Annotated in this window: 20 protein-coding genes; 7 read left to right on the top strand and 13 right to left on the bottom strand. The window is 67.6% G+C overall.

Annotation, left to right across the window (positions count from 1 at the left end; all coding sequences use genetic code 11):
- Positions 1–28: 28 nt before the first annotated feature.
- From AC1DES_RS05235 to AC1DES_RS05215, 5 genes are all read right to left on the bottom strand, one after another.
- Positions 29–322 (bottom strand): HNH endonuclease signature motif containing protein, encoded by a 294-nt coding sequence (locus AC1DES_RS05235; protein WP_476894784.1) that lies wholly within the window; start codon positions 320–322, stop codon positions 29–31.
- 168 nt (positions 323–490) lie between these two features.
- On the bottom strand, positions 491–1,885 hold the full coding sequence (locus AC1DES_RS05230; RefSeq protein ID WP_476894629.1) for a DUF222 domain-containing protein: 1,395 nt from the start codon (positions 1,883–1,885) through the stop codon (positions 491–493).
- A gap of 65 nt (positions 1,886–1,950) precedes the next feature.
- Positions 1,951–2,784: a YqjF family protein gene (locus AC1DES_RS05225; RefSeq protein WP_476894628.1), complete on the bottom strand. Its 834-nt coding sequence runs from the start codon at positions 2,782–2,784 to the stop codon at positions 1,951–1,953.
- Between the two features lie 92 nt (positions 2,785–2,876).
- Positions 2,877–3,266 (bottom strand): DUF1622 domain-containing protein, encoded by a 390-nt coding sequence (locus tag AC1DES_RS05220; RefSeq protein ID WP_476894627.1) that lies wholly within the window; start codon positions 3,264–3,266, stop codon positions 2,877–2,879.
- A gap of 64 nt (positions 3,267–3,330) precedes the next feature.
- Positions 3,331–4,296, bottom strand: a complete 966-nt coding sequence (locus AC1DES_RS05215) for an SDR family oxidoreductase (protein ID WP_476894626.1) — start codon at positions 4,294–4,296, stop codon at positions 3,331–3,333.
- A 187-nt stretch (positions 4,297–4,483) separates the two neighbouring features.
- Here AC1DES_RS05215 and AC1DES_RS05210 point away from each other — a divergent pair, with 187 nt between their 5' ends.
- The 3 genes from AC1DES_RS05210 (at position 4,484) to AC1DES_RS05200 (ending at position 6,277) form a co-directional block, all read left to right on the top strand.
- The gene (locus tag AC1DES_RS05210) at positions 4,484–5,101 is read left to right on the top strand and encodes a TasA family protein (protein ID WP_476894625.1); all 618 of its coding nucleotides are present in this window, start codon (positions 4,484–4,486) and stop codon (positions 5,099–5,101) included.
- A gap of 91 nt (positions 5,102–5,192) precedes the next feature.
- Positions 5,193–5,900 carry a signal peptidase I gene (locus tag AC1DES_RS05205; protein ID WP_476894624.1) on the top strand — a complete coding sequence of 236 codons (708 nt, stop codon included), beginning with the start codon at positions 5,193–5,195 and terminating at the stop codon, positions 5,898–5,900.
- Complete coding sequence (locus tag AC1DES_RS05200; RefSeq protein ID WP_476894623.1) at positions 5,897–6,277, top strand: hypothetical protein; 381 nt, start codon at positions 5,897–5,899, stop codon at positions 6,275–6,277. The genes AC1DES_RS05205 and AC1DES_RS05200 overlap by 4 nt, the downstream gene beginning before the upstream one ends.
- 60 nt (positions 6,278–6,337) lie before the next feature.
- On the opposite strand, the gene AC1DES_RS05195 is transcribed toward AC1DES_RS05200, so the two are convergent.
- On the bottom strand, positions 6,338–7,513 hold the full coding sequence (locus AC1DES_RS05195; RefSeq protein WP_476894622.1) for a sensor histidine kinase: 1,176 nt from the start codon (positions 7,511–7,513) through the stop codon (positions 6,338–6,340).
- 87 nt (positions 7,514–7,600) lie between these two features.
- Positions 7,601–8,548, bottom strand: a complete 948-nt coding sequence (locus AC1DES_RS05190; protein ID WP_476894621.1) for a response regulator transcription factor — start codon at positions 8,546–8,548, stop codon at positions 7,601–7,603.
- 176 nt (positions 8,549–8,724) lie between these two features.
- Between AC1DES_RS05190 and AC1DES_RS05185 the strand changes: the two genes are divergently transcribed.
- A complete protein-coding gene (locus AC1DES_RS05185) occupies positions 8,725–9,201 on the top strand; it encodes a hypothetical protein (protein ID WP_476894620.1) in 477 nt (158 codons plus the stop codon).
- 12 nt (positions 9,202–9,213) lie between these two features.
- Here AC1DES_RS05185 and AC1DES_RS05180 read toward each other — a convergent pair whose 3' ends face one another.
- A complete protein-coding gene (locus tag AC1DES_RS05180) occupies positions 9,214–10,113 on the bottom strand; it encodes an MSMEG_6728 family protein (RefSeq protein ID WP_476894619.1) in 900 nt (299 codons plus the stop codon).
- A gap of 145 nt (positions 10,114–10,258) precedes the next feature.
- Between AC1DES_RS05180 and AC1DES_RS05175 the strand changes: the two genes are divergently transcribed.
- Positions 10,259–10,831 (top strand): hypothetical protein, encoded by a 573-nt coding sequence (locus AC1DES_RS05175; RefSeq protein ID WP_476894618.1) that lies wholly within the window; start codon positions 10,259–10,261, stop codon positions 10,829–10,831.
- 78 nt (positions 10,832–10,909) lie between these two features.
- Here the strand turns inward: AC1DES_RS05175 and AC1DES_RS05170 are convergent, their stop codons facing one another.
- Positions 10,910–13,576: an excinuclease ABC subunit UvrA gene (locus tag AC1DES_RS05170; protein WP_476894617.1), complete on the bottom strand. Its 2,667-nt coding sequence runs from the start codon at positions 13,574–13,576 to the stop codon at positions 10,910–10,912.
- 37 nt (positions 13,577–13,613) lie between these two features.
- Between AC1DES_RS05170 and AC1DES_RS05165 the strand changes: the two genes are divergently transcribed.
- Positions 13,614–14,702 (top strand): adenosine deaminase, encoded by a 1,089-nt coding sequence (locus tag AC1DES_RS05165; RefSeq protein WP_476894616.1) that lies wholly within the window; start codon positions 13,614–13,616, stop codon positions 14,700–14,702.
- Between the two features lie 107 nt (positions 14,703–14,809).
- On the opposite strand, the gene AC1DES_RS05160 is transcribed toward AC1DES_RS05165, so the two are convergent.
- Positions 14,810–15,784, bottom strand: coding sequence for an aldo/keto reductase (locus tag AC1DES_RS05160; RefSeq protein WP_476894615.1), 975 nt, complete (start codon positions 15,782–15,784; stop codon positions 14,810–14,812).
- Between the two features lie 292 nt (positions 15,785–16,076).
- Between AC1DES_RS05160 and AC1DES_RS05155 the strand changes: the two genes are divergently transcribed.
- Complete coding sequence (locus AC1DES_RS05155) at positions 16,077–16,961, top strand: pullulanase X25 domain-containing protein (protein ID WP_476894614.1); 885 nt, start codon at positions 16,077–16,079, stop codon at positions 16,959–16,961.
- Positions 16,962–17,340: 379 nt separating this feature from the next.
- On the opposite strand, the gene AC1DES_RS05150 is transcribed toward AC1DES_RS05155, so the two are convergent.
- From AC1DES_RS05150 to AC1DES_RS05140, 3 genes are all read right to left on the bottom strand, one after another.
- Entirely contained in the window at positions 17,341–19,089 is a 1,749-nt protein-coding gene (locus tag AC1DES_RS05150) for an alpha-glucosidase (RefSeq protein ID WP_476894613.1), read from the bottom strand.
- A 167-nt stretch (positions 19,090–19,256) separates the two neighbouring features.
- Positions 19,257–20,477, bottom strand: a complete 1,221-nt coding sequence (locus AC1DES_RS05145; RefSeq protein ID WP_476894612.1) for a mechanosensitive ion channel family protein — start codon at positions 20,475–20,477, stop codon at positions 19,257–19,259.
- Between the two features lie 85 nt (positions 20,478–20,562).
- Complete coding sequence (locus tag AC1DES_RS05140; protein WP_476894611.1) at positions 20,563–21,813, bottom strand: ABC transporter permease; 1,251 nt, start codon at positions 21,811–21,813, stop codon at positions 20,563–20,565.
- Position 21,814: the final 1 nt, after the last annotated feature.

Raw genomic sequence — 21,814 nt, 5'->3', positions numbered from 1 at the left:
GTGGGCAGCAGGCGGACGGCTTCGGAGCTCAGACAGCGATGGGGAGGTCGGCGGGTTTGAAGTAGTGGTTGCGGCGGGGGCGTTGCCGGGGGTCTATGTGGGGTGGCGGGATGAACCAGGGGATCCCGGCGCGGACCTGGATCGTCCAGTGTTCTTTGTGGATCACGTGGTGGTGGTGGGAGCACAGCAGGGCCCCGTTGTCGGTGCCGGTGGTGCCGCCGCGGGACCAGTAATCGATGTGGTGTGCTTCGCACCAGGGCGCGGGAATGGTGCAGCCGGGGAAGGCGCAGCCCTGGTCCCGGGCGGTGAGGGCCTTGCGGATGTGCGGCGGGAAAACCCTGGAGGCCCGGCCGATGTCCAGGATCCGGCCTTCGCCGCCGAGGACGACGGGGATGATGTCCGCGTCGCAGGCGATCTTCCGGACCGTGGAGGCCGTGACGGGCCCGGTGAACAGCAGCGTGCCCGTGTGCTCGAATGCCCGCGATGTGGATTACGCGGTTGCCGGGCCTGCCGGGCCGCCGGCTGAGCGAGCCGTTTCCGTGCCGCCAGCCGAAGCGCCGAGCCGGGCCAGCAGGTCCCGGTAGTCGATGGTGACCATGACCTGCGGGCGGAGCCCTCCCGTGGCGGGCAGCGAACCGGCCGCCAATGCGGCCTTGCAGGCCCCGACCAGCCCGTCGAGGAGCTTCTGCGGCCGCGAACGCAGATCTAAGGACACGGCACCAGGCTCATCCTGATCCTCCGTGGCAGCGGCCTGCGCCGAAAGGGCGTTATTCTCCGGAACGGGGCCGGCGGCCGGGATGCCCGCTCCAGCAGCAACGGGGGCTTGAGAATGGCAGGCCGATACCCCGGCGGCAGCGTTGGCCAGGGCGCCCACATCGTCGGGCCCCTCAGCGCAGTCGGCGGCCGGGGACGCCTTCGCGGAACTGCCGGTGCGGGGGTTGGTGGCGGTGTTCATGACGGTGAGGAGGTGCTCGAACTGTTCGGTGGTCGCGAAGATCTCCAGGTGGTGCAGGCCGTGGCGGTTCCGGCGGATGAATGCGCCCTGGAGCTGGCGCAGCAGCTCTTCGGAGGGCTCGGCGCCGTCCTGGTCGATCGCGTCCGCCCAGCGCCGGGCGACTCGGACCAGGAAATCGGGATCGTTCCCGGCGGCGGTGCGCGTCAGGGCGTGCTCCATCCGGGCCGCGGCGTCCGCATCACAGGCATGCCTGACCCGGTCCAAGGCGAAGGTGACGATCGTCGCGGCCCGGGACGCGACCTCCCCGGCGGCGACGGCGGCACCGAGTTCCCCCCGCGCGGGCGGCAGCAGCTCACCCGTGAATCCCTGGCGGGGCAGGATGCTCTCGGCGAGGGCGAGCCGGCGCCGAGCCTCGGACGCGCTGATCAGCAGCCGCGCCCGCAGGAACTCCACCGTGTTCCGGTACCCGTCATCCGCCGGATCCGACGCGCGCGACCGGCACGCCCCACCTTCGGAAACTCCGTCCGCCGCATTGGGCGACGCGTCGTCTAGGGACCCTGTCACGGCCCCGTTCCCGCCGGCCGCGGCGTTCACCGGCGCAGCAGAGCCGGGAGAATCGTCCCGCCACCCCGTGGTCCACGACGTGCCGGCCTTCGCGGCGTCCGCCGCAGCCTGCTTCCGGGCCCGGTCTACCGCGCCGGCCGCCACGACCTGGAGATACTCCACATGCTTCGAGATCTCCTCCATCCGGCCGGCAAAGTCCGACGCCGCACGGAAACCAAACAACGCCGCATCCTCCGCCGCCGTCGACCCCACGCGTTGGAGCAGTGCGATGACTCTGTCCACACCGGACGGTTCGGCGGAGGCGGTGCCCTGCACCGGGCCCGGGACCGGGACCTGAAACGGAATGAAATCCCTGACGGCTTCCATGAGTCCATACTCCCAGTGGGTACCGACATTTAACGACGACTATTGGCGCCCCTTAGGCGGCAGATTCAGGGTTCCGTCAGCACGCGAGGCCACCCGAACTGGGTGTGAACTCCGCGGGAAAAGAGCACGGACTCGGGAGGCCCGACGACTGCTATCCCTGCCGCCGCGACCAGCTGATCCTCAAGCCCCGTTAGCTCGGCGCGAAGGAGCGGCCAGCGGCTGTGGGTGTTCGGAATGTAGAGCGTTTTGCCCCGGAACCGCGAATGCAGACCGAAACGGGCCGTGAGGTGGAGGGACAGCGGATCATCAGCGACGTCGTCGGGACTTGGCACGACGGAGAAATCACTCCGGGCGCCGTGGCGGAATCGGTGCACGGAGTAGCCCGTGGAACGATCCGCGCGGTCGGGGCCCGCAGCCGGGCGCCCCGGCAGATCCGCAGACGGCCCTGCCGCACGCCCAACGGAGGCCGGCTCCCTGGAAGACGGCACCTGCGGCTCCGGCCCGCGGAAGTCCGCCCGCGACCACACATAGGGAATCCCCGCGGCGCGCGCGGCCAGGACCACCGCCAGGCGCGATGCGTCGAGGCTGAGGAAGACAACACCCCGCGTGCCGTCGGGTTCCCGCGAGTAGAGACGCACGTTGATCTCATTGAAATCGCCGAAATACGGGACGCCGGGCCCCCTGCCGAGCCCCGCTCCCTGCATGCGGAATCCGATCAGCCCCACCCAGGCCGATTCGTCAAAGACATCCGGGACCACGCCCGCGGGCATGAACCGGGCCGCATCGGCGTATGGGATGCGCCAGTGTAGAAAGACGGCGTCAGTCCAGCGTTGTCCCATGATGATTGGACGCGGCAGCTCAGGCGGCTCCGGCCAAGGATCCTTGCTGGTCTCAGTCATGCGCCCGAGCCTAGCCCCCGCGGCTGACGGCGAAAAGGCTGACGGCGAATAGGCTGACGGCGAAAAGGCTGACGGTAAGACGCGGACGAGCCTCAGCCAGCAGTCGTCGCCGACACGGTTCCGGCCGGCTGCTTCTGCCAGGGCCACCTGCCGGTGATTTCAAGCTCGAGTGAGAAGCTCAGGAACGTCCGGATGAGCACGATGATGGCCAGCACGCCCACGCTCTCGAAGGTCGGGGTGACGGCGACGGTCCGGATGATGTCGGCAGCCACCAGCAGCTCGAGTCCGAGGAGGATCGAACGCCCCAGCAGTTGGCGGTACGAACGGTAGGTGGAGAGGGGTGCCGAGCCTGCGGGAAGGCGCTCAGGCTGGAATCCCCGCAAGGCGAGCGGGAGTGATACGAGGGCGCCGATCACCATGATGGCGACACCCGCGAAGTCCATGAACGCGCCGACGGTTTCAATGATGTGCTGAAAATCCATGGTTCCCCTCAAGCGAATCTTGGCGAAAGTCATTCGACGCAAAGGCAGCGCGCCAACGGAGAGTTTACGGGTGCCGGACGCCCACGCCAGCCAGGATGGCCCGGTACCCCTCCCGGAAGCTCGGGTACTGGAATTCGAAGCCCGTGCCGCGGAGCATTGCGTTGGAGCAGCGCTTGTTGCCGCCCCGCGACGGCTCGCCCCGCGAGGGCTCGCCTCGCGACGGCTCCCCACCGGCCGCCGTGCCAAGGGACTGCTCGCCGGGGGAGCCCTCCTCGGAGGCAGAGGTCAGCGTGGGTTCCGACGGCGGCTGGGGGAGCCCCAGCTCGGCGGCCAGGAAGCCCAGCACGTCGCCGAGTTCGGCCGGGTCATTGTCCACGCCCAAGTAGAGGGGGCCCGGTTCGGCGTCCATGGTGCACAGATGCACAATCGCCGCCGCGGCGTCGTCGCGGTGGATGCGGTTGGTGAAGCGCGATTCAGCCGGGATCACGGCGGTTCCGCCGCGCACCTGGTCGATCAGCCGTGTGCGTCCCGGCCCGTAGATGCCGCCCAGCCGCAACACCACGGGCGTGATCCCGGAGCCGTGCAGCCTGCTGTACAACAGTTCCTCCGCCTCGCGGATGATGCGGCCCGAGAACCCGCCGGGCGCCGGCGTCGTGCTTTCATCCACCCAGCCTCCTCCCGCGTCGCCGTACACGGCGGTCGAGGAGACAAACAGCACCCGGCGGGGAACAACGCCGTCGCGCTCCCGGGCGGCCTCGAGGGCGTCCAGCACGTTTGCCAGCCCATCCACATACACCGCCCGGTAGGCCTCGTCCGTGGGTGAGTCGGCGGCTATGGCGACGACGACGGCGGTGGTGTCCGCCGGGATGGGCGGGAGCTTGCCGGAGCCCAGCTCAGCCGCGACGCCTTCGATGGCGGCCGGGAGTTTCTCCGGTGACCGCCGCCAGCCGACCACCCGGTGGCCTTTCTCGGCAAAGCGCAGGCCAGCTTCGGTGCCCAAGTCGCCGCAACCGGCCAAGAGTACAGTCATGTCCCCAGTCTGCCAGTGTTGAGGGAGCGTCCAGGAACGGCTTGAGGAAATCTTGAAGGGATCTTGTTTTCGACCGTGGCCTTGCCTTGAAAGGAGCCGTGCATCGTTGTATTAGTCAGCCACTGCGGCCGACTATCGCAACCACTTCGCCGGTCCCTGGGGCCCGGCCCCACGAAACGGATTTCTCATGGGTCTCAACCTCAAGTCCACGTCCAGCAAAGTCCTCGCGTCAGCCGCACTCCTCGCCGCGGCGGCCGGTGTGGCCGGCATGGGCACCTACGGTGGCTTCACCGCAAGCACGTCCGCCTCCGCGGCCGTGGCCTCCGGCACCGTCAAGTTCGACGTCGGAACAGGAACAGGGGACAATATCATCGTTGCCGCTTCGGGTGCGGTGCCGGGCGACTCCATGCAGCGCGTAGTGACACTTTCCAACAGTGGTAACCAGGACTTGGCTTCGGTGATGCTCACGACGTCCGCTGTCTCGCCGTCCACGAAGCTCGATTCCGATCCCACCAACGGCTTGCAGGTCAAGATCGAAGCCTGCAGTTCGGCATGGAAGGTAGAGACCGCTCCTGCTAACACGTATTCCTGCGCCCCCGCCAGCACCACCACGGTGCTGTCATCTCGCGCCGTGGTAGGCGCCAGCATGCCGCTGACCGGCCTCGCCTCCGTGGCGGCGGGAAAGACAGATAACCTCCGCATCACGCTCTCGGTTCCGGACTCAGCCGACAACACTTTCCAGGGCCTGAACAGCAAGATCAACTTCGCCTTCACCGCCATCCAGCGCGGCGCGGCAAGCAAGTAGCCTTCCTCGAGGGGCTCAGTCCGGTCGGGACCCGGCCGCACTGAGCCCCTCGCTTTACGACTTCTATCTACACCGGCAGGGGGACAATCCCGTGAGCACCATCGTCACCATGAGTCCGCGGGAGTCCGGCGAGTTCGCACCGGCCGGCGACACCGTCCAGCCACTTGCCCCTCAGGGCCACGGGCGACGCCGGGCCGAGACGACGCCGGCCCCGGCGCGACGTCCGGCGTCGAAGATCGTTTCCGCTGCCGGACGGGCTGTCCTAACGCTCGCACTCGTGCTTGCCGCCCTGGTGTTCCTCTTCCTTGCTGTGGGGCCGCGTTTCCTGAACTACCAGACGTCGACGATGCTCACCGGCAGCATGTCGCCCGGAATCAACCCGGGCGACGTTGTAGTCAGCGTGAAGACGCCGGTCGCCGAGCTGAAGGTCGGCGACGTCATCACCTACAGCATTCCGATTGACGATCACCGGATCGAAACCCACCGAGTGGCGAGCATCAACCGCGACAGCTCGGGCGCGACCTCCGTGACCACCAAGGGCGACGCCAACCCCGGGCCCGACCCGTGGACCGCCGTGCTCTCCGAGGACTACGTCTACACCGAAGCGGGGGTGGTGCCGTTCCTTGGTGACGGCATCCGGGCTCTCCGCCAGCCGCTCGTCCAGTCCGTACTCCTCTACGGCGCGCCGGCACTGCTCGTTGTCTTAGTGCTGCGATCGATCTGGGCGAAGCCTGCCATGTCGAAAATCGGGGAACCCGGATCCGCGCCGGCACCCGCAAGCGGAAGTGACCGGCCGTGAGCTACGGCAATGGCCTGGTCCTGGATACCGGGCGGATCGACCGGCTCGCTGCTGAGCTGGATTCGCGATCCTGCGCGATGGGATTTGTCGGCCGCTTCCTCGAATGCTTGCCGGAGCGGCTGACGGGCGTCCACAGCAGCCTCCGCGATGGCAAGAGTGAGGGCGCCCTGGTCGCAATCCTGAGCGTGGCGACATCGGCGGCAATGGCCGGAGCGATTCAGCTCGAAGGACAGAGCCGGGCAGTCGAGCACAGCATTCGGGCCGGCGATCTTGAGGCGGCGCGGGCTGCCGCGAGGACGCTGGACTCCGACGTCGCGGATTTCGCGCGGCAGGTCAGTGCCCTCCTGGGTTCGGCCAACCTCGCTGCAGCAGCCTGAGTCACGGCGCCGCCGCCGGCTGCAGAATCGCAGGAGACTCGTCTACTGCAGCTTCGCCGGCTATGCGGTCGCTGGCTGCGCCGCCAGCGCAGAGGCAGGAAGCCGGAGGGTGACGGTGGTGCCGCCGTCGGGATTCGAGTCGATGTCCAGCCGGCCGCCATGGGCCTGCGCGATGCGAACGCATGTCGACAGTCCCAGTCCCGAACCCGGTGGGTCGTCATCGCGGTGCAAACGGGCCAGTGGCTCGGTGACGTGGGACCGGTCCTTCGCGGGAATGCCTTTGCCGTTGTCCGTCACCTGCACTGCGACCCCATCGGGGACGGCCCCGGCAGTGACCTGAATCCTCGGTACCACCCCCGGACGGCGGTAGGCCACGGCGTTGTGGATGAGGTTTTGGAGGAGGATGCGCAGCTGATCGGCGTCGCCCCGGAAACTGAAGTCCGTGACCTCTATTTCCGTACCAGTCTCATCGAGGACGGCAGCCAGGTCCTCTTCGACGTCGCCGACCAACGCCGCGAGGGATACCTTCCGGGGCCGGAGTGCGCCTCCAATGCTGGAAAAAGACAGCATGTCGTCCACCATGGCCAGCATCCTGCGCGACGTCCTGCCGATGATGCGGAACTCGTCCGCGCTTTCGGGGTTCTGCAGTTCCCCGAGCTCGGCGAAGCCGATAACGCTGGTCAGCGGATTGCGCAGATCATGGCTGATGCGCCCGGCGAAGGATTCAAGGAGCTCGTTGCTGTGCCGTGCCTCCGCCAGGCTCCGGGCGAGCAGGCGGGCATGGTGCTGGAGCTCGAGCACCTCGACTACTTGCGCGGCGAGGATTCCCAGCGCCGACTGCTGGGCCGGAGCAAGTTCCGCGGGCTCGAACGAAGCGACACACAGCGCGCCGAGCACGAAGCCCTCGGCCGTGGTGAGTGGAACCGAAGCATAGAAACGGACGGCGGCAAGCTCGCCCGTGACAAGCGGATGGTCCCGGAACAGAGCGTCCCGGGACGCATCCGGGACCACCGTCGTCCTGCCCGTGAGGAAGACCTTGCCGCACATGGAATCCTCCAAGGCGCAGGCCCCCGGATCGGTTCCAATGGCCGCAACGCTATGGAGCTCGTCATCGCTGACGATGTTGATGACGCCGAACGGGACGCCCGTAATTGTGGTCGCGAGGACCAGCAACTTCTGGAGCTGGCCCCTCGTGTCGGGCGTCGGTGCGCCGGCGGCGGCCGGGAGCGGTTCCAAATGCGGCAGCCCGTACTCGGCGAGAACGGGCAGCCGGGAAGTCGCGGCCCGGTCGAGTGCCTCGATGGCTGGGATGTCCGGGGCCAGTTAGGCCACCGCTTCCGCGGGCGCCATCCGGTATCCGACGCCGCGTACCGTGCGGATGAACCGTGGCTCGCGTCCCTTGTCGCCGAGCTTCCGCCGCAAATTGCCGATATGCACTTCCACCAGGTGCTCGTCCATAGCCCATTCGTTCCCCCAGACCTTGGTCAGGAGAGCTTTTCGGGTCCACACACGCCGCGGCGCACCGGCTAGTACTTCTAGAAGGTCGAACTCGGTGCGCGTCAGCACCAGTTCGACGCCGTCGAGGGACGCAACCCGCCCGTCGACCTCGACCACCAGCGGGCCGTGCCTGACGATGTTGGTGGCATCGCTGTGGCGGCGCTCGGCTCGCCTCTCGACGGTTGCCCCGTCGGCGGATTTTCCCGCCGTTACGGGTGCGACGTCGGTCGCCCGGCGTCGCTGGGGTGCTGGCGTTTCGGAGGCGGCTTTTTCGGCCGATGCGGGCGCGACGTCGGTGGCCCGGCGTCGCGGACCGGCGTGCGTCTGTGAATCGCCAGCCGCGTCCGGCACGAAATCTGATATGCGGCGCTGGGGTGTGGGGCGTTGGGGTGTTGGGCGGTGCCGGCGCAGGACGGCAGTCACGCGGGCCTGCACGGCACGGGGGCTGAATGGCTTTGCGATGAAGTCATCGGCGCCGATCTCCAGCCCGATCAGTTCGTCGATCTCGTCGGCCCGGGCCGTGATCATGATGACGTAGGCGTCGGAGAACTTGCGCAACCTGCGGCACACTTCTACGCCGTCCAGGTCAGGAAGGTTGAGGTCCAGGGTCACTAGGTCTGGCCGGTGTTCCTTGATGTTCCGCAGCGCTGCGGAGCCGGAGGCGGCCTCTGTGACAGCGAAGCCCTGCATCTCCAGAGTGCGGCGAACCAGGAGGCGAACATCGTCGTCGTCGTCTACAACGACAGCGCGAAGCTGACCCACTGAATCGAACATAACCCCAGCTTCTTAGATGAAGAGCCAATTACGTCACACCCACCCCATGTGTCACACGGTTTTCAGGCTAACACGGATTTTCTTGAGCAAATGTTGAAGTTGAACCCTGTCTTCAATTGAAGCGTGGCTGTCAGAGTTGAAGCTACAAGGTCCACTACGCACAGGAAGCCCTCTCAGTGAACATCGCCAAGCCCTCTCCAACAGCCCCGCGGGCCTCATCCGTGTGGCTGATGCGGCTGCGCGGTCTGTTGGCGGTCCCGGCGGCCGTGGTTCTGGTGCTGTGCGCTCCTGCCCTTGCCGAGGCGGCGTTCACCGCCAATACCGCCGCGTCAATGAGCGTTGGGACCTACAAGATTCCGGCCCCGGCTTCCATCAACGGCACGCTGCGATGTGTGACGAGCAGCGGCCAGAAGGGCGCGTCCATCAGGTTCACGGACTTTGCCGACGTAGCCCGCGCGACCGGGTACACGGCGACGTTGACGCCGCCTACTGGCTTGAAGTCGGTGACCTCGATTCCTGCCGGGGGCACCTCGCAGGTCTATATGGTTGCCAGCGGCACCACAGGCAAAGGCAGTGGCACGTACATCTTCACTCTGACCGCGCAGGTCGGATCGTGGACCGGAACGTCCCTGACGCAGACCGTCACCTGCTGAGCTGCACCCCGTCTACAGTGCGGGGATCGGGAAGAACACCCGGGGATCCTGGAGCAGCGCGGGGTAGTCGAAGGCCGAGCGCTCCATGATCTGGTCCACGGTGAAGTTCCGGGCGAAGTGTCCGTCCACCGTAATGGGACGGCCCTGGACCCTGCCCAAAGCGAAGGACGCGCCGCCGTCGAACGGGACGGCCACTACCGAGTTGCCGGGCAGCGTGGTGAACGCTTCTTCCTGGGCCTGGCGTTTCCGTGTGGGCTTCTTGACGAGCTGCTTCGGGGGCAACTTGCGCTGCTTGGCCGGGCGCCGCGCACCCGAGTCGGCGTAGACGAACTGGTACTCGTCCTCGGTGGAGGCCGCTTTCGTGCCATTGGCCGGCGGGAGGCTGACGGTGTCCAGTTGCTGAGGATCCTTGTCACCGAGGGGCAGCCGGAGCACCCACATGCGGTCCCCGATCGGATCTTCCGGCAGCAGCAGGTGCTTGGGCTCGGGCCAGACGTATTCGAGGTCGGCTTCTGTGCCGGGGAAGAGCGGCAGGTAGAACCGCGGATCCTTGGCCACCAGCCTGGAGCGGTGGCTGAGGTGGAACTCGGGATTGCCCAGCCATGGCGGCATGGGGATTTTGGCAGCGTAGTCAGGGTGGGCCGCCTGGGGGGCGAATTCCATGATCTTCTCGCGCGTGGTGTCTTCCCCGCCGCGGGCCGTCCATTCGTCCACCATCGACAGGCCGTAAAGGGTAAGCGCGGGGACATAGCCCATCCACATCTGGATGGCCGGGTGGGACTGCCAGCCGTACTCCGGGATCACCAGGGCGCGGAGTATCTGCAGCGCTTCAACGCGCTGCTTGCCGAGCCGGACGCGGTCCAGGACCGCGGCGCTCTGCTGGAAATCGGGGAAGGGAAGGAAGGTCTGCATCTCTCCAGTTTGAGGCCACGGGGCAAAAGCTCCAATTGCAACCGGCTGCGCGTGTGGATGTTCACATTTCGGAACGGGGCAGACAGCTCCTCGATGCGGCGCGTAATATAGCAGGACCCCACCAATGCCGCCCGGAGGACACGCCATGAATCTTGCCCCTGTGATGCCGTTTGTGCCGAAATACGGCAAACTGCTCGATCCGGACGCGAACGGCATTGTGGTGCTTGAAGAGTTCACCCTGGATCCTGCGGCAGCCCGCACGGAACAGCATGGATTCCGCGCAGCGATGGCGTCCGTGGCATTGACCATGCGCCGCCTGCTGGCGATCCGGCTTTTCATCGCCGTCGTGGCGATCGCCAACCTCCCGCTGTTCCTGCTCAACACCGGATGGCAGGTCTACGTGGTCTCAGTAGCGCTGGTGGTGGGTGTCCACGCGGCCGTGTCCTGGCTGAACCGGCACGAACCGAAGCTTCGCCAGCGCCAACTGCTGGAGATGCACCTGCACCGCGAGCGCAGCGCCAACTACCGCAAAGTCCGCGACGCCGTGAAGTACGTCATCGATGCGCCGGCCCGGATGAACGAAGGCCTCTACCTCGAGCTGCTCGCCGCCAAGCGGGTGGCCCTCCACCTCGCAATGGGCACCGTGGCCCTGCTGGACACAAGCGACGACGCCGCGTGGAAAGTCCGGATTGTCCGGGAGCTCCCGCTGGCCGCCTGACCCGCACCCTGCTTTGCCCCGGACGCCGCGTGACGTCCGGCAGCCGACCTGTCCGGTCCCTGACCCCGGACGTGGCGTTCAGCCCGCGAGCACCGACGCCAGGTACGGGGCCGTCCGGCTCTTCTTGGAGCGTGCGACGACGCCGGGCGTCCCTTCCGCGATGATCTTGCCGCCGGCGTCGCCTCCCGCAGGGCCGAGGTCGATCACCCAGTCCGCGGCGGCTACGACGTCCATCTCGTGTTCGACCACGATGACGGTGTTCCCGGCGTCCACAAGACGGTGCAGCTGCGCCATCAGTAGTTGGACGTCGGCCGGGTGCAGTCCGGTCGTTGGCTCGTCCAGCAGGTAGAGCGAGTGGCCGCGCTGGGCGCGCTGGAGCTCGGTGGCGAGCTTGATCCTTTGGGCCTCGCCGCCGGAGAGCTCTGTGGCTGGTTGGCCCAGCCGGAGGTAGCCCAGGCCGACCTCGCGAAGGGTTTCCAGGCTGCGGGCTGCGGCCGGCACGTCGGTCAGGAATTCGGCGGCGGCGTTCACCGTCATGCCGAGGACGTCCGCGACGGTCCTGCCGCGGTAGGTGACCTCGAGGGTTTCGGGGTTGTAGCGCGAGCCGTGGCATTCCGGGCAGGGGCCGTAGCTGCCGGGCAGGAACAGCAGCTCGACGGCCACGAATCCCTCGCCTTGGCAGGTCTCGCAGCGGCCGCCTGCGACGTTGAAGGAGAAGCGTCCGGCGCCGAAGCCCCGTGCCCGTGCTTCATCCGTGGCGGCGAACTCCTTACGGACCGCGTCGAAGAGGCCCGTGTAGGTTGCAAGGTTGGAGCGCGGGGTCCGGCCGATCGGCTTCTGGTCCACTTTCACGAGCCGGTCGACCTGGTCCAGCCCGGATACCGGGCCGACTGTCAGCGGTTCGTCAAGCTCGCCGGCGTCCGTGTCCGGCTCGTCCAGTGGGGCCTTCTCTGCCGTGGCTCCGGCGTCCGGGTGCAGGCGGGCACCGATCACGTCGGCGAGGACCTGGCTGACCAGCGTGGACTTGCCGGAGCCGGAGACCCCGGTGACCGCGGTGAGGACACCGAGCGGGAAGTTGGCATCGAGCTCGCGCAGGTTGTGCCGGCTGATGTCGCGCAGCTCCAGCCAGCCGCTCGGTTCCCGAAGCGCGCTGTCCGCCGCACGGAAGGCGCGGCTCCCGCCGTCGTCGTTCCCTGAAGAGCCAGCGGTGCCTGAAGAGCCAGCGGTGCCGGAAGAGCCAGCGGTCCCCTGGGACCCGGCACCGCCGGCCGGACCGTCCGGGAACAGGAACGGGCGCGTGACGGAGGCCTCGACGTCGGCGAGTCCGGCCACAGGGCCGCTGTAGAGCACCTCGCCGCCGCCTTCACCGGCCCGGGGGCCGACGTCGACGAGCCAATCGGCGCGGCGCACGACGTCCATGTTGTGCTCCACGACGAACACCGAGTTGCCGGAGGATTTCAGCTGGTCCAGGACCGCCAGCAGGGGTTCGGCGTCGGCCGGGTGCAGCCCGGCGGAGGGCTCGTCGAGCACATAGATCACACCGAATAGCCCGGAGCGCAGCTGGGTGGCGATCCGGAGGCGTTGCATTTCGCCGGGGGAGAGTGTGGGCGTGGAGCGGCCCAGGGCGAGGTAGCCCAGGCCCAGGTCCAGCAGCACCGTGACGCGCTGGAGCAGGTCACGGGTGATGGCGACAGCCACCTCGTTATTCTCGCCCGAGGCCTGTTTGCGTGAGGCGGTGCCGGCAGTTGTGAGTTCGGTGGTGGGGCGGATGATGCCGGCCAGTTCTGTCATCGGGACGGCGTTGAGGTCGGCGATGGTGTGGCCCGCGAACGTCACGGCGAGGGCAGCCGGGGTCAGGCCGCTGCCGCCGCACCTCGGGCACGGGCCGGTTTCCATGAAGCGCAGCACGCGGTCGCGCATGGTGGTGCTCTTGGAATCGGCCAGGGTGTGCAGCACGTAGCTCTTGGCGCTCCAGAAGCGGCCCTTGTACGGCTTGGCGACGCGGTCCCGCTGCGGCGTTACCTCCACCACGGGCTGTTCCTCGGTGAAGAGGATCCAGTCGCGGTGCTTCTTGGGCAGCTTCCGCCAGGGGGTGTCGACGTCGTAGCCCAGGTGGGTGAGGATGTCGCGGAGGTTCTTGCCCTGCCAGGCGCCGGGCCAGGCTGCGATGGCGCCGTCGCGGATGCTCAGCGAGGTGTCCGGGACCAAAGAGGCTTCGCTCACGGTGTGGGCGATGCCGAGTCCGTGGCATTCCGGGCAGGCGCCGGCGGCGGTGTTGGGCGAGAACGCGTCAGAGTCCAGCGGGCTGGCGCCGTCCGGGTAGCTGCCGGCGCGGGAGAAGAGCATGCGCAGGGAGTTGGAGAGCGTGGTCACCGTCCCCACGGTGGAGCGGGAACTCGGGGTGCCGCGGCGTTGCTGGAGGGCGACGGCGGGCGGCAGGCCCGTGATCATTTCCACCTTGGGATTGTGGCCTTGCTGGATCAGCCGGCGCGCGTAGGGCGCCACGGATTCGAAGTAGCGGCGCTGGGCCTCGGCGTAGATGGTGCCGAACGCGAGCGAGGACTTGCCCGAGCCCGAGACGCCGGTGAAGGCCACAATCGCGTCACGCGGCACGTCCACATCCACGTTGCGCAGGTTGTTCTCCCGGGCACCGCGCACCCGGACGAATCCGTCCGTGGGGTGGTCGGGAGCCGAGCCCGGAAGGGTCAGTGCCGTCAGATCGGAAGCATGCTGTTCATTTTGCATTAGTTCGACTCTATCGGTGCAGGCATATCCTTACCGAATGGAAAATAACGACGGCGCATCAGTTGCCGGCACTGAAGCGGACGCGACCGACCCAGACAGCGGCGCAGTGATGGAGCCGGCCGATGCCCTTGACGACGTCGGCCTCGTGCTGCCGGTCGCGGAACTGCACCTGCACATCGAGGGCACGCTCGAGCCGGAGCTGATCTTTGCGCTCGCCGAACGCAACGGAATCACGTTGCCCTATGCCGGCCTCGACGAACTCCGCGCCCGGTACGAGTTCACGGACCTGCAGTCGTTCCTGGACCTGTACTACGCGAACATGGCCGTCCTGCAGACCGAGCAGGACTTCGCCGACATGACCCGGGCGTACCTGGAGCGTGCCGCCCGCGCCGGGGTGCGGCACGCCGAGATCATGCTGGACCCGCAGGCCCACCTCTCCCGCGGGGTGTCGCTGGCGACGTGCGTCAACGGTGTCGCGTCGGTGCTGGCTGTTTCTGAGCAGGAGTTCGGGATCTCGACACTGCTGATCGCGGCGTTCCTGCGGGACCTGACCGAAGAATCCGCGCTGGACGTCCTCGAGCAGTTGCTGGGCATGGATGCGCCGATCGCGGGCATCGGCCTGGACTCGGCCGAGGTCGGCAACCCGCCTGCCAAGTTCGAGCGGCTCTTCGCCCGGGCCAAGGATGCCGGGCTCCGCCGCATCGCCCACGCCGGCGAGGAGGGCCCTCCGTCGTACATCACCGACGCGCTGGACCTCCTGGACGCCGAACGGATCGACCACGGCATCCGCTGCATGGAGGACCCGGAACTGGTGGAACGGCTGGTGCGTGAGCTCGTGCCGCTGACCGTGTGCCCGCTGTCCAATGTCCGGCTGCGGGCCGTGGAGACCCTGGCCGGGCACCCGCTGCCCGCCATGCTCGCCGCGGGGCTGAACGTGAGCGTGAACTCCGACGATCCCGCCTATTTCGGCGGCTATGTGGATGACAACTTCGCCCAGCTGAAGTCAGTGCTGGGCCTGTCCGAGTTCGACTTCGTGCGGATGGCCGCCAACTCGATCCGGTCCTCCTTTGCCAGCGAGGAACGAAAGGCAGAGCTGCTGGCCGAGCTCGCGGCATCCGGCCACTGACTGCACTACCTATAGCAACGCGGGGTCACCCACGGCCCATCCGGAGGCCTCGGACGGGCGCTGAGTGACCCCGCGTTGCTTGGTGAAGGGCGGGTCAGGCGTCGATCTTAGACGTCGATCGAGCCCATGTGCGGGTACCGGTCGCCGGCGGCCGCGCCGGCCGGGGCCAGCTCGTCCAGGCGGCTGAGGTCCTCTGCGGAAAGCTCGACGTCGACTGCGCCCAGGTTCTCGCTCAGGCGGTCGCGCTTCTTGGTGCCCGGGATCGGCACGATGTGCTCGCCCTGGGCCAGCAGCCACGTGAGCGCAAGCTGCGCCGGGGTGCAGCCCTTCTCGTCAGCCAGCTCCTTGACCCTGTCCACGAGTTCCAGGTTCCGCGTGAAGTTCTCGCCCTGGAAGCGCGGCGAGTGGCGGCGGAAGTCGTCCGCGGCAAAATCGTCCTCGCTGCGCAGCTGCCCGGTCAGGAAGCCGCGGCCGAGCGGGCTGTACGGGACGAACCCGATACCAAGTTCTGCGAGGACCAGGAAGACCTTGGTCTCCGGCTCCCGCTCCCACAGCGAGTATTCGGTCTGCAGGGCAGTGATCGGATGCACGGCGTGGGCCCGGCGCACGGTGTCTGCGCTGGCTTCGGAGAGGCCCAGGTGCCGCACCTTGCCGGCCTGGACGAGCTCGGCCATGGCCCCCACCGTGTCCTCGATCGGGACCGTCTTGTCCACGCGGTGCTGGTAGTAAAGGTCGATGTGGTCCACGCCGAGCCGCTGCAGGCTCGCGTCGCAGGCCGCGCGCACATACTCGGGGGAGCCGTTGATGCCCACCCAGGAGCCGTCGGGCTTGCGTTCGTTGCCGAACTTCGTGGCGAGGACGACGTCGTCGCGACGGCCGGCGATGGCCTTGCCCACGAGCTGTTCGTTCGTGAACGGCCCGTACATATCGGCCGTGTCCAGCAGGGTGCCGCCGGCGTCGAGGAAAGCCTGGATGGTGGCGGTGGATTCGGCGTCGTCGCCATGACCGTAGAACTCGCTCATGCCCATGCAGCCAAGGCCCAGGGCGGAGACGGTGAGCGAACCGAGCGTACGTGTTTTCATGGGTATCTCCTGAATCTTGGTGACAGGGAGGGACCTCCGGCAGAAAGGCGGCGGAGCTGGCCCGACCGCCACTATAAGCACGTCCGTCCCGGGGGCACAACGGCGCCGGCGGGCCCCCGAGACGAGGAAACGCCGTAAAAAACTACTCACGGGTAGCCAGAATTGGACGCTCGCTTCGTCCCGTTCTGACTGTCATAGTGGGTCACGACACACGGAGTTAACTGTTTCCAGTCGCGGAAACCCACAGATTCTTGGCAAAATGCAGGTGGATCAATTGCTTCTAAGGAGACCCATGGCGACGAACACTGCGGAAAACACCACCCTTCGGCTGAAAGCTGTGCTGGATGTCCTCACCGAGGGGGTGCAGTCCAGTGAGAAGCTGAACGCGGGCGCCGTCCTGGGCGAGGCCATCGCACGCGTGCCGCTCAACGAGCAGGAGCGTGAACTCCTCAGCGGAGGCATTCCCCGCGGACACAAGACGCTGACCACGGCGACCGCCAAGCTGGTCAAGGCCGGCTGGCTCGTCAAGGGCCGTCCAGGCTGGTCCATCACGGACGACGGCCAGCGGGCCACCGTCGCGTTCGCCGAGCCTGCCGCGTTCGCCGCAGCGCTCGACGCCGGAACCCCGGTCCCTGCCGGCACCCCGCTTCCCGAGGCCCCGGCCCAGAAGCCGGCGGCCAAGTCCGCGGAAAAGCCAGCCGCGACGGCTGTCGGCAAGGCCGCCAAGCTGATTGAGGACGCCGTGGCGCCTGTAGCCAAGGCCGTTCGCAGGCGCAAGGCCGCCGACAAGGCCCCCGCCGAAGCCCCGACCGCTGAGACGGCTGCAGCCACACCCGTCGTCACACCCGCCGCCGCGCTCCCGGCCGTGGAAACCATTGAGCAGCCGGCCGCCGTTGCCGTTGCCGGTGATTTCGACATCCTGCTCGGTGCGCCCGCCAACTGGGCGCCGCAGTACGACGAGTGCCAGATGGAGCTGGACCTTGTGGACCAGCTCTGGAAGCTCGCGGCGGAGATTCCTGCCGGCTCCTACAGCTTCAAGATCGCGCTCAACCGCTCGTGGGATGAGAACTACGGCGCCTTCGGCGTGTTCGACGGCCCCAACCACGAGGTCCACCACGGCGGCGGCCGCATGGTCATCCACTACGACCACCGCACGCACGACATCACCCTGGGGTAGTCCCAAGCAACGCGGGGTCACTTAGAGCCCATCCTTAGGCGGTCCGGGATGGGCGGTAAGTGACCCCGCGTTTCTTGGTTTAGAACCGCGTGGGGTCAGGGCGCGGCGGTACCGGCCCGGGGTCGGGAATCGGCAAAGGGTTGGGCGTTGGAAACGGTCCCGGCGCGGGGCCAGGTCCAGGCGCCGGGCCAGGCGCCGGAGCCGGCCCGGGATCCGGCGGGAACGGTCCGGGCGGCGGGACGGGCACGGGTTCGGGCGGGAACGGGTCGCCCGGTTCCGGCGGCGGCGTCGTGGGGCCGGGATCCGGCGGAAACGGATCAGGACCCGGTACTGGTGGAATGGTCATGCCGCTCTCCCTCGCTTCGTTGGGTCTTCAGGCCTAGCCGTTGCTGTACCGGCGCAGAACCCTCAGCTCCCACGGCCGGAGCTCGCCGGCCGCGGAGGCGGCGGTGCCGGGGTAGTTGCCCAGGACGGGTTCGGCCGTGTCCCAGTCCCCGCCGAGGGCCACCTGCTGGTCGGTGCCGGAGAAGTTGCCGAGGACCAGGAGCGCCGTGCCGGGGATGGTCCTGGTGAAGGCGTAGACGTGTTCGTCCTCGGGCATGAGCATGGTGAAGTTCCCGTGGGAGACGGCGGCTTCGGTGTGGCGGAGTTCGATGACCTGGCGGTAGAAGTTGTAGACCGAGCCGGGGTCCCCGGTCTGGGCGGCGGCGTTGATGTGGTTCGCGTTGGGGTTGACCGCGATCCAGGGCGCTCCGGTGGTGAAGCCGGCGTGCCGGGTCGCGTCCCACTGGACCGGGGTTCGGGCGTTGTCGCGGTTGAGCGGGGCGAGGGCTGCGAGGACGTCGGCGTCGGTGTGGCCCAGGTGGGTGGTGGCTTCGCGGTGGTGGTTGAGGACTTCGATGTCGCGGTAGTCGCTGATCGCCCCGAAGCTCATGTTGGTCATGCCGAGTTCTTCGCCCTGGTAGATGTACGGGGTGCCGCGGTGCAGGTGCAGGATCCCGGCAAGCATTTTGGCGGACAGTTCCCGGTATTGGGGGCTGTCGTCGCCGAAGCGGGACACGGCGCGGGCCTGGTCGTGGTTGCCCCAGTAGAGGCTGTTCCAGCCCGTCTCGGCGAGGCCCTCCTGCCAGCGGCCCAGGGTCTGCTTCAGCTCGGTGAGCCGGAGCTTTTTGGGCCGCCATTTGTTGCCGTTTTCCTGGTCCAGGGCGACGTGTTCGAACTGGAACACCATGTCCACCTCCGCCCGGGCCGGGTCGGTGAACAGGACCGCTTCCTCGACGCTGACGCCGGGCATTTCGCCCACGGTCAGCAGCGGCCCGGTCCGGTCCGCGAAGACTTCCCGGTGCATTTCCTGCAGGAACTCATGGATCCGGGGCCCGCCGATGTAGTACGGGCTGCCGTCGCCGTAGAGTTTCCCGTCGGCTACCGGTCCGTCGGGCAGGGCGGTGTCCTTGGAGATGAAGTTGATGACGTCCATCCGGAAGCCGTCCACGCCCCGGTCCAGCCACCAGTTCATCATCTCGTACACCGCGGCACGCACGTCCGGGTTTTCCCAGTTCAGGTCCGGCTGCTTTTTGGAGAACAGGTGCAGGTAGTACTCGCCGCTGGCCTCATCGTATTCCCAGGCCGGACCAGAGAACGCCGAGCCCCAGTTGTTCGGCTCCGCCCCCGCCGTGCCCGGGACGGTGCCCTCCCGCGGGGCCCGCCACCAGTACCAGTCCCGCTTCGGGCTGTCCTTGGAGGACCGGGACTCCACGAACCAGGGGTGCTCGTCCGAGGTGTGGTTGACCACCAGGTCCATGACGAGCTTCATGCCCCGGGCGTGCAGCCCGTCGGTGAGCTGCTGAAGGTCGGCCAGCGTCCCGAAGATCGGGTCCACGTTCCGGTAGTCGCTGATGTCGTAGCCGTTGTCATCCTGCGGGGACGTGTAGATCGGGGAGAGCCACAGGACGTCGACACCGAGCCCGTGGAGGTAGTCCAGCTTGCTGATGATCCCGCGCAGATCCCCGATCCCGTCCCCGTCAGAATCTGCAAAACTCCGTGGATACACCTGATACACGACGGCGCTCTGGAACCAGTCGCGGGCCGGAGCCTCGGTTGATTCCGCTGTGGGTTGTTCGACCGTCATGGGGCTCCTCGGGAGGTCTGCAAGGTATTGGGGTCAATTGTGGGCGCTGTCCCACCAACGTCTGATTATTGACCAGTTCCTGCAGGCAGGGAAGACCCCCGACGCCGGGGCCCCGCCCGCCGTGGCCCCCGTGCCCCTCGCCGGCCTGCGGCAGCAGTGCCCGCCGGTTAGTTCTGCGCCGCGATCGACTTGTCCCGGTCCTCGAACACGTCCTCGCCCGGGCCGGAGAAGGCCTTGGAACGCTGGATGGCCTCGATGGAGCCCGTGAACAGCTGGGAATCGTGCGGGTCGGCGGGGTGCCGGGAGTGCTCGTCCGCGGCGGAGACCTTCGCCGGCCGGCCGGTCCCGGACCGTGCAGGCGCCGTGGTCTCGACGCGAACGTGGGGGAGCGCCGTCGGGTGTTCCTGCTGGAGGAAGAGGACCAGTTCCTCACGGATCAGGCAGCGGAGGTCGAAGAGCGAGGCGCTGTCCGCGGCGCTGACCAGGATGCGGACCCGGACGTATCCGGCCGTCGCGTCGGTGATCTGCAGGATGCCCACGCGCTTGTCCCACAGCTCGGTGTCGGCCAGGACTTTCTTCAGTTCGGCGCGCATGGCCTCGAGCGGGGCGCGCCAGTCGAGGTCGAACTCCACGGTGCCCATGACCTCCGACTGGCGCCGGGTCCAGTTCTCGAACGGGGTGGTGGTGAAGTAGGTGGAGGGGAGGATCAGCCGGCGGTCGTCCCAGATGTGGACCACCACGTACATCAGGGTGATTTCCTCGATCCGGCCCCATTCCTTCTGGACCACCACGACGTCGTCCACGCGGATCGCGTCCGTGAACGCTAGCTGGACGCCGGCAAAGACGTTCACGAGCGAGGTCTGCGCGGCGAGGCCCGCGACGATCGAGATCACGCCGGCTGAAGCCAGCAACCCGGCGCCGAGGGCCTGGATGGCGGGGAAGGTCAGCATCATGCTGCCCAGCGCCACGATTGCAATCAGCGCGACGCCGATCCGCCGCGCCAGGATCACCTGGGTGCGCAGCCGCCGGGCCCGACGGTTGTCCGCCACGTCCACCCGGTACCGCGTGAGCACCATGGCCTCGATGATGAGCAGCAGGGCGATGGCCAGCCAGGCGACGGAGGCGATGAGCCCGATCAGCAGGAGGTGGTCCACGTTGCGGCGCCAGTCGACGTCGGCGGTGGTGGTCACCAGGGCGATCCGCACGCCGATCAGGCACAACGTGAAGCGCAGTGGCAGGCGGGCGACGCGGGAGGTCTCGCGGAGCTCGGTCTGTTTGCGGTTGAGCCGGAGCACGATCCGGCGCACCAGCCAGGACGCGACGAGCCCGGCGGCCACGGCGAGCGCCATCGCCAGGAAGGGCATTGCGGGGGTGAGGAACTCTTGCATTACTTAAGCTTTGCAAGCTTCCGCGGGCAATTGAAATCGGGCAGGTGTCAACGTGGGACCCGTCACGCCATAGGTGTGGGGCCGGTCACGCCGGACTTTCGGGGGGCCGAGTGCGCCGCGGGCCTGCCCGGAGCGCGGTGCGGATGTTGACCTTGGACGTGTAGGAAATCGAACCGTACTGGAACAGCCGCACGGCCAGGCGGAGCATGACGGCGGCGCCCGCGTACAGGATGACGATCACGATTGCGGCCTCGAGCACGCTCAGGGAGCCGAACCCGTTCCGCAGCAGCGCCGTGACCGGGGCCGAGAACGGGAAGTAGGTGAAGATCTGCACGATCACGGCATGCGGATCCGAGACCACGAGGGCCACGGCGTAGAACGGCACGAAGATCAGCGCCATCATGACCCCCATGAAGTTGCCGGCTTCCTTGGCGGTCGGCATCACCGCTCCGATGGCCACGAGCGTGGTGGTGAAGAGCGCGAACCCGCCCACCAGGATCAGGAAGCCGATGACCATCCGGGCCGGATCGAAGATCAGCGGCGGGAGGTCGAAGCTGGCCAGGTTCAGCTCCTGGGGGAAGAACAGCCGGCCCAGGAGGACCGGGGAGAGGAACACGATCATCTGCACCAGCCCGATGGCGAAGAGCGCGATCACCTTCCCCGCGATCAGGGTGGTGGGCTTGAGCGTGGTCAGGATCATCTCCGTGACACGGTTTTCCTTCTCCTCCAGGGTGGAGTTGAGCATCTGCCCGGCCAGGAGCACGATCAGCCCGTAGAAGATGACCAGGAAGATCAGCGGCGGAATGACGGAGCTCAGCCCGCCGGATTCCTGGGCGCCGTTGTAGGTGACGGTCTCGATCCGTGCCTTCCCGGCCGCCAGGGTCGACAGCTGGGGGGAGTCGATCTTCTGTTCGACGGCGCTGGTCAGCATGGCCTGGGCGACGGCGCCGTACTTGCCGTTCTCGAAGATCCCTTTGTCCGCCCCATAGGCGCGGACCGCCGTGGTGTCCGGGTTGGCGGGAAAATCGAAGAAGGCGTCCACCGTCCCTGACTGCACGGCCCGAATGCCGGCATCCGGTGACTCCGCCGGCCGCGCCCCGAAGGCTGCGGCGTCCTGGGCCGTGATGAGTCCGGAGGCGTCCGTGTAGGAGATGGAGAACTGGGCGCGCTTCTGGGCCGCGGAGGCGGTGTCCGTGGTGGTGTTGCTGAGGAAGATCAGTCCAAACACCACCGCTATGACGACAGGCACGGCCAGGGTGCCGATCCAGAACCGCCGTTTGGTTACGGTGCGGACGAACTCGAAGCTGATCACGGTGCCGAGGTTGTGCTGGGCCATG

It is taken from the genome of Arthrobacter sp. 05T442 (genome assembly GCF_056395945.1).
The sequence above is the reverse complement of the archived record's forward strand: the minus strand, read 5'-3'. Positions and strand labels throughout refer to the sequence as shown.

Coding starts and splice junctions, on each gene's coding strand:
- AC1DES_RS05180 (WP_476894619.1), bottom strand. CDS start 10,113: ATGCAGACCTTCCTTCCCTTCCCCGATTTCCAGCAGAGCGCCGCGGTC.
- AC1DES_RS05225 (WP_476894628.1), bottom strand. CDS start 2,784: ATGACTGAGACCAGCAAGGATCCTTGGCCGGAGCCGCCTGAGCTGCCG.
- AC1DES_RS05215 (WP_476894626.1), bottom strand. CDS start 4,296: ATGACTGTACTCTTGGCCGGTTGCGGCGACTTGGGCACCGAAGCTGGC.
- AC1DES_RS05210 (WP_476894625.1), top strand. CDS start 4,484: ATGGGTCTCAACCTCAAGTCCACGTCCAGCAAAGTCCTCGCGTCAGCC.
- AC1DES_RS05155 (WP_476894614.1), top strand. CDS start 16,077: ATGGCGACGAACACTGCGGAAAACACCACCCTTCGGCTGAAAGCTGTG.
- AC1DES_RS05175 (WP_476894618.1), top strand. CDS start 10,259: ATGAATCTTGCCCCTGTGATGCCGTTTGTGCCGAAATACGGCAAACTG.
- AC1DES_RS05150 (WP_476894613.1), bottom strand. CDS start 19,089: ATGACGGTCGAACAACCCACAGCGGAATCAACCGAGGCTCCGGCCCGC.
- AC1DES_RS05170 (WP_476894617.1), bottom strand. CDS start 13,576: ATGCAAAATGAACAGCATGCTTCCGATCTGACGGCACTGACCCTTCCG.
- AC1DES_RS05165 (WP_476894616.1), top strand. CDS start 13,614: ATGGAAAATAACGACGGCGCATCAGTTGCCGGCACTGAAGCGGACGCG.
- AC1DES_RS05140 (WP_476894611.1), bottom strand. CDS start 21,813: ATGGCCCAGCACAACCTCGGCACCGTGATCAGCTTCGAGTTCGTCCGC.
- AC1DES_RS05160 (WP_476894615.1), bottom strand. CDS start 15,784: ATGAAAACACGTACGCTCGGTTCGCTCACCGTCTCCGCCCTGGGCCTT.
- AC1DES_RS05220 (WP_476894627.1), bottom strand. CDS start 3,266: ATGGATTTTCAGCACATCATTGAAACCGTCGGCGCGTTCATGGACTTC.
- AC1DES_RS05145 (WP_476894612.1), bottom strand. CDS start 20,477: ATGCAAGAGTTCCTCACCCCCGCAATGCCCTTCCTGGCGATGGCGCTC.
- AC1DES_RS05190 (WP_476894621.1), bottom strand. CDS start 8,548: ATGTTCGATTCAGTGGGTCAGCTTCGCGCTGTCGTTGTAGACGACGAC.
- AC1DES_RS05230 (WP_476894629.1), bottom strand. CDS start 1,885: ATGGAAGCCGTCAGGGATTTCATTCCGTTTCAGGTCCCGGTCCCGGGC.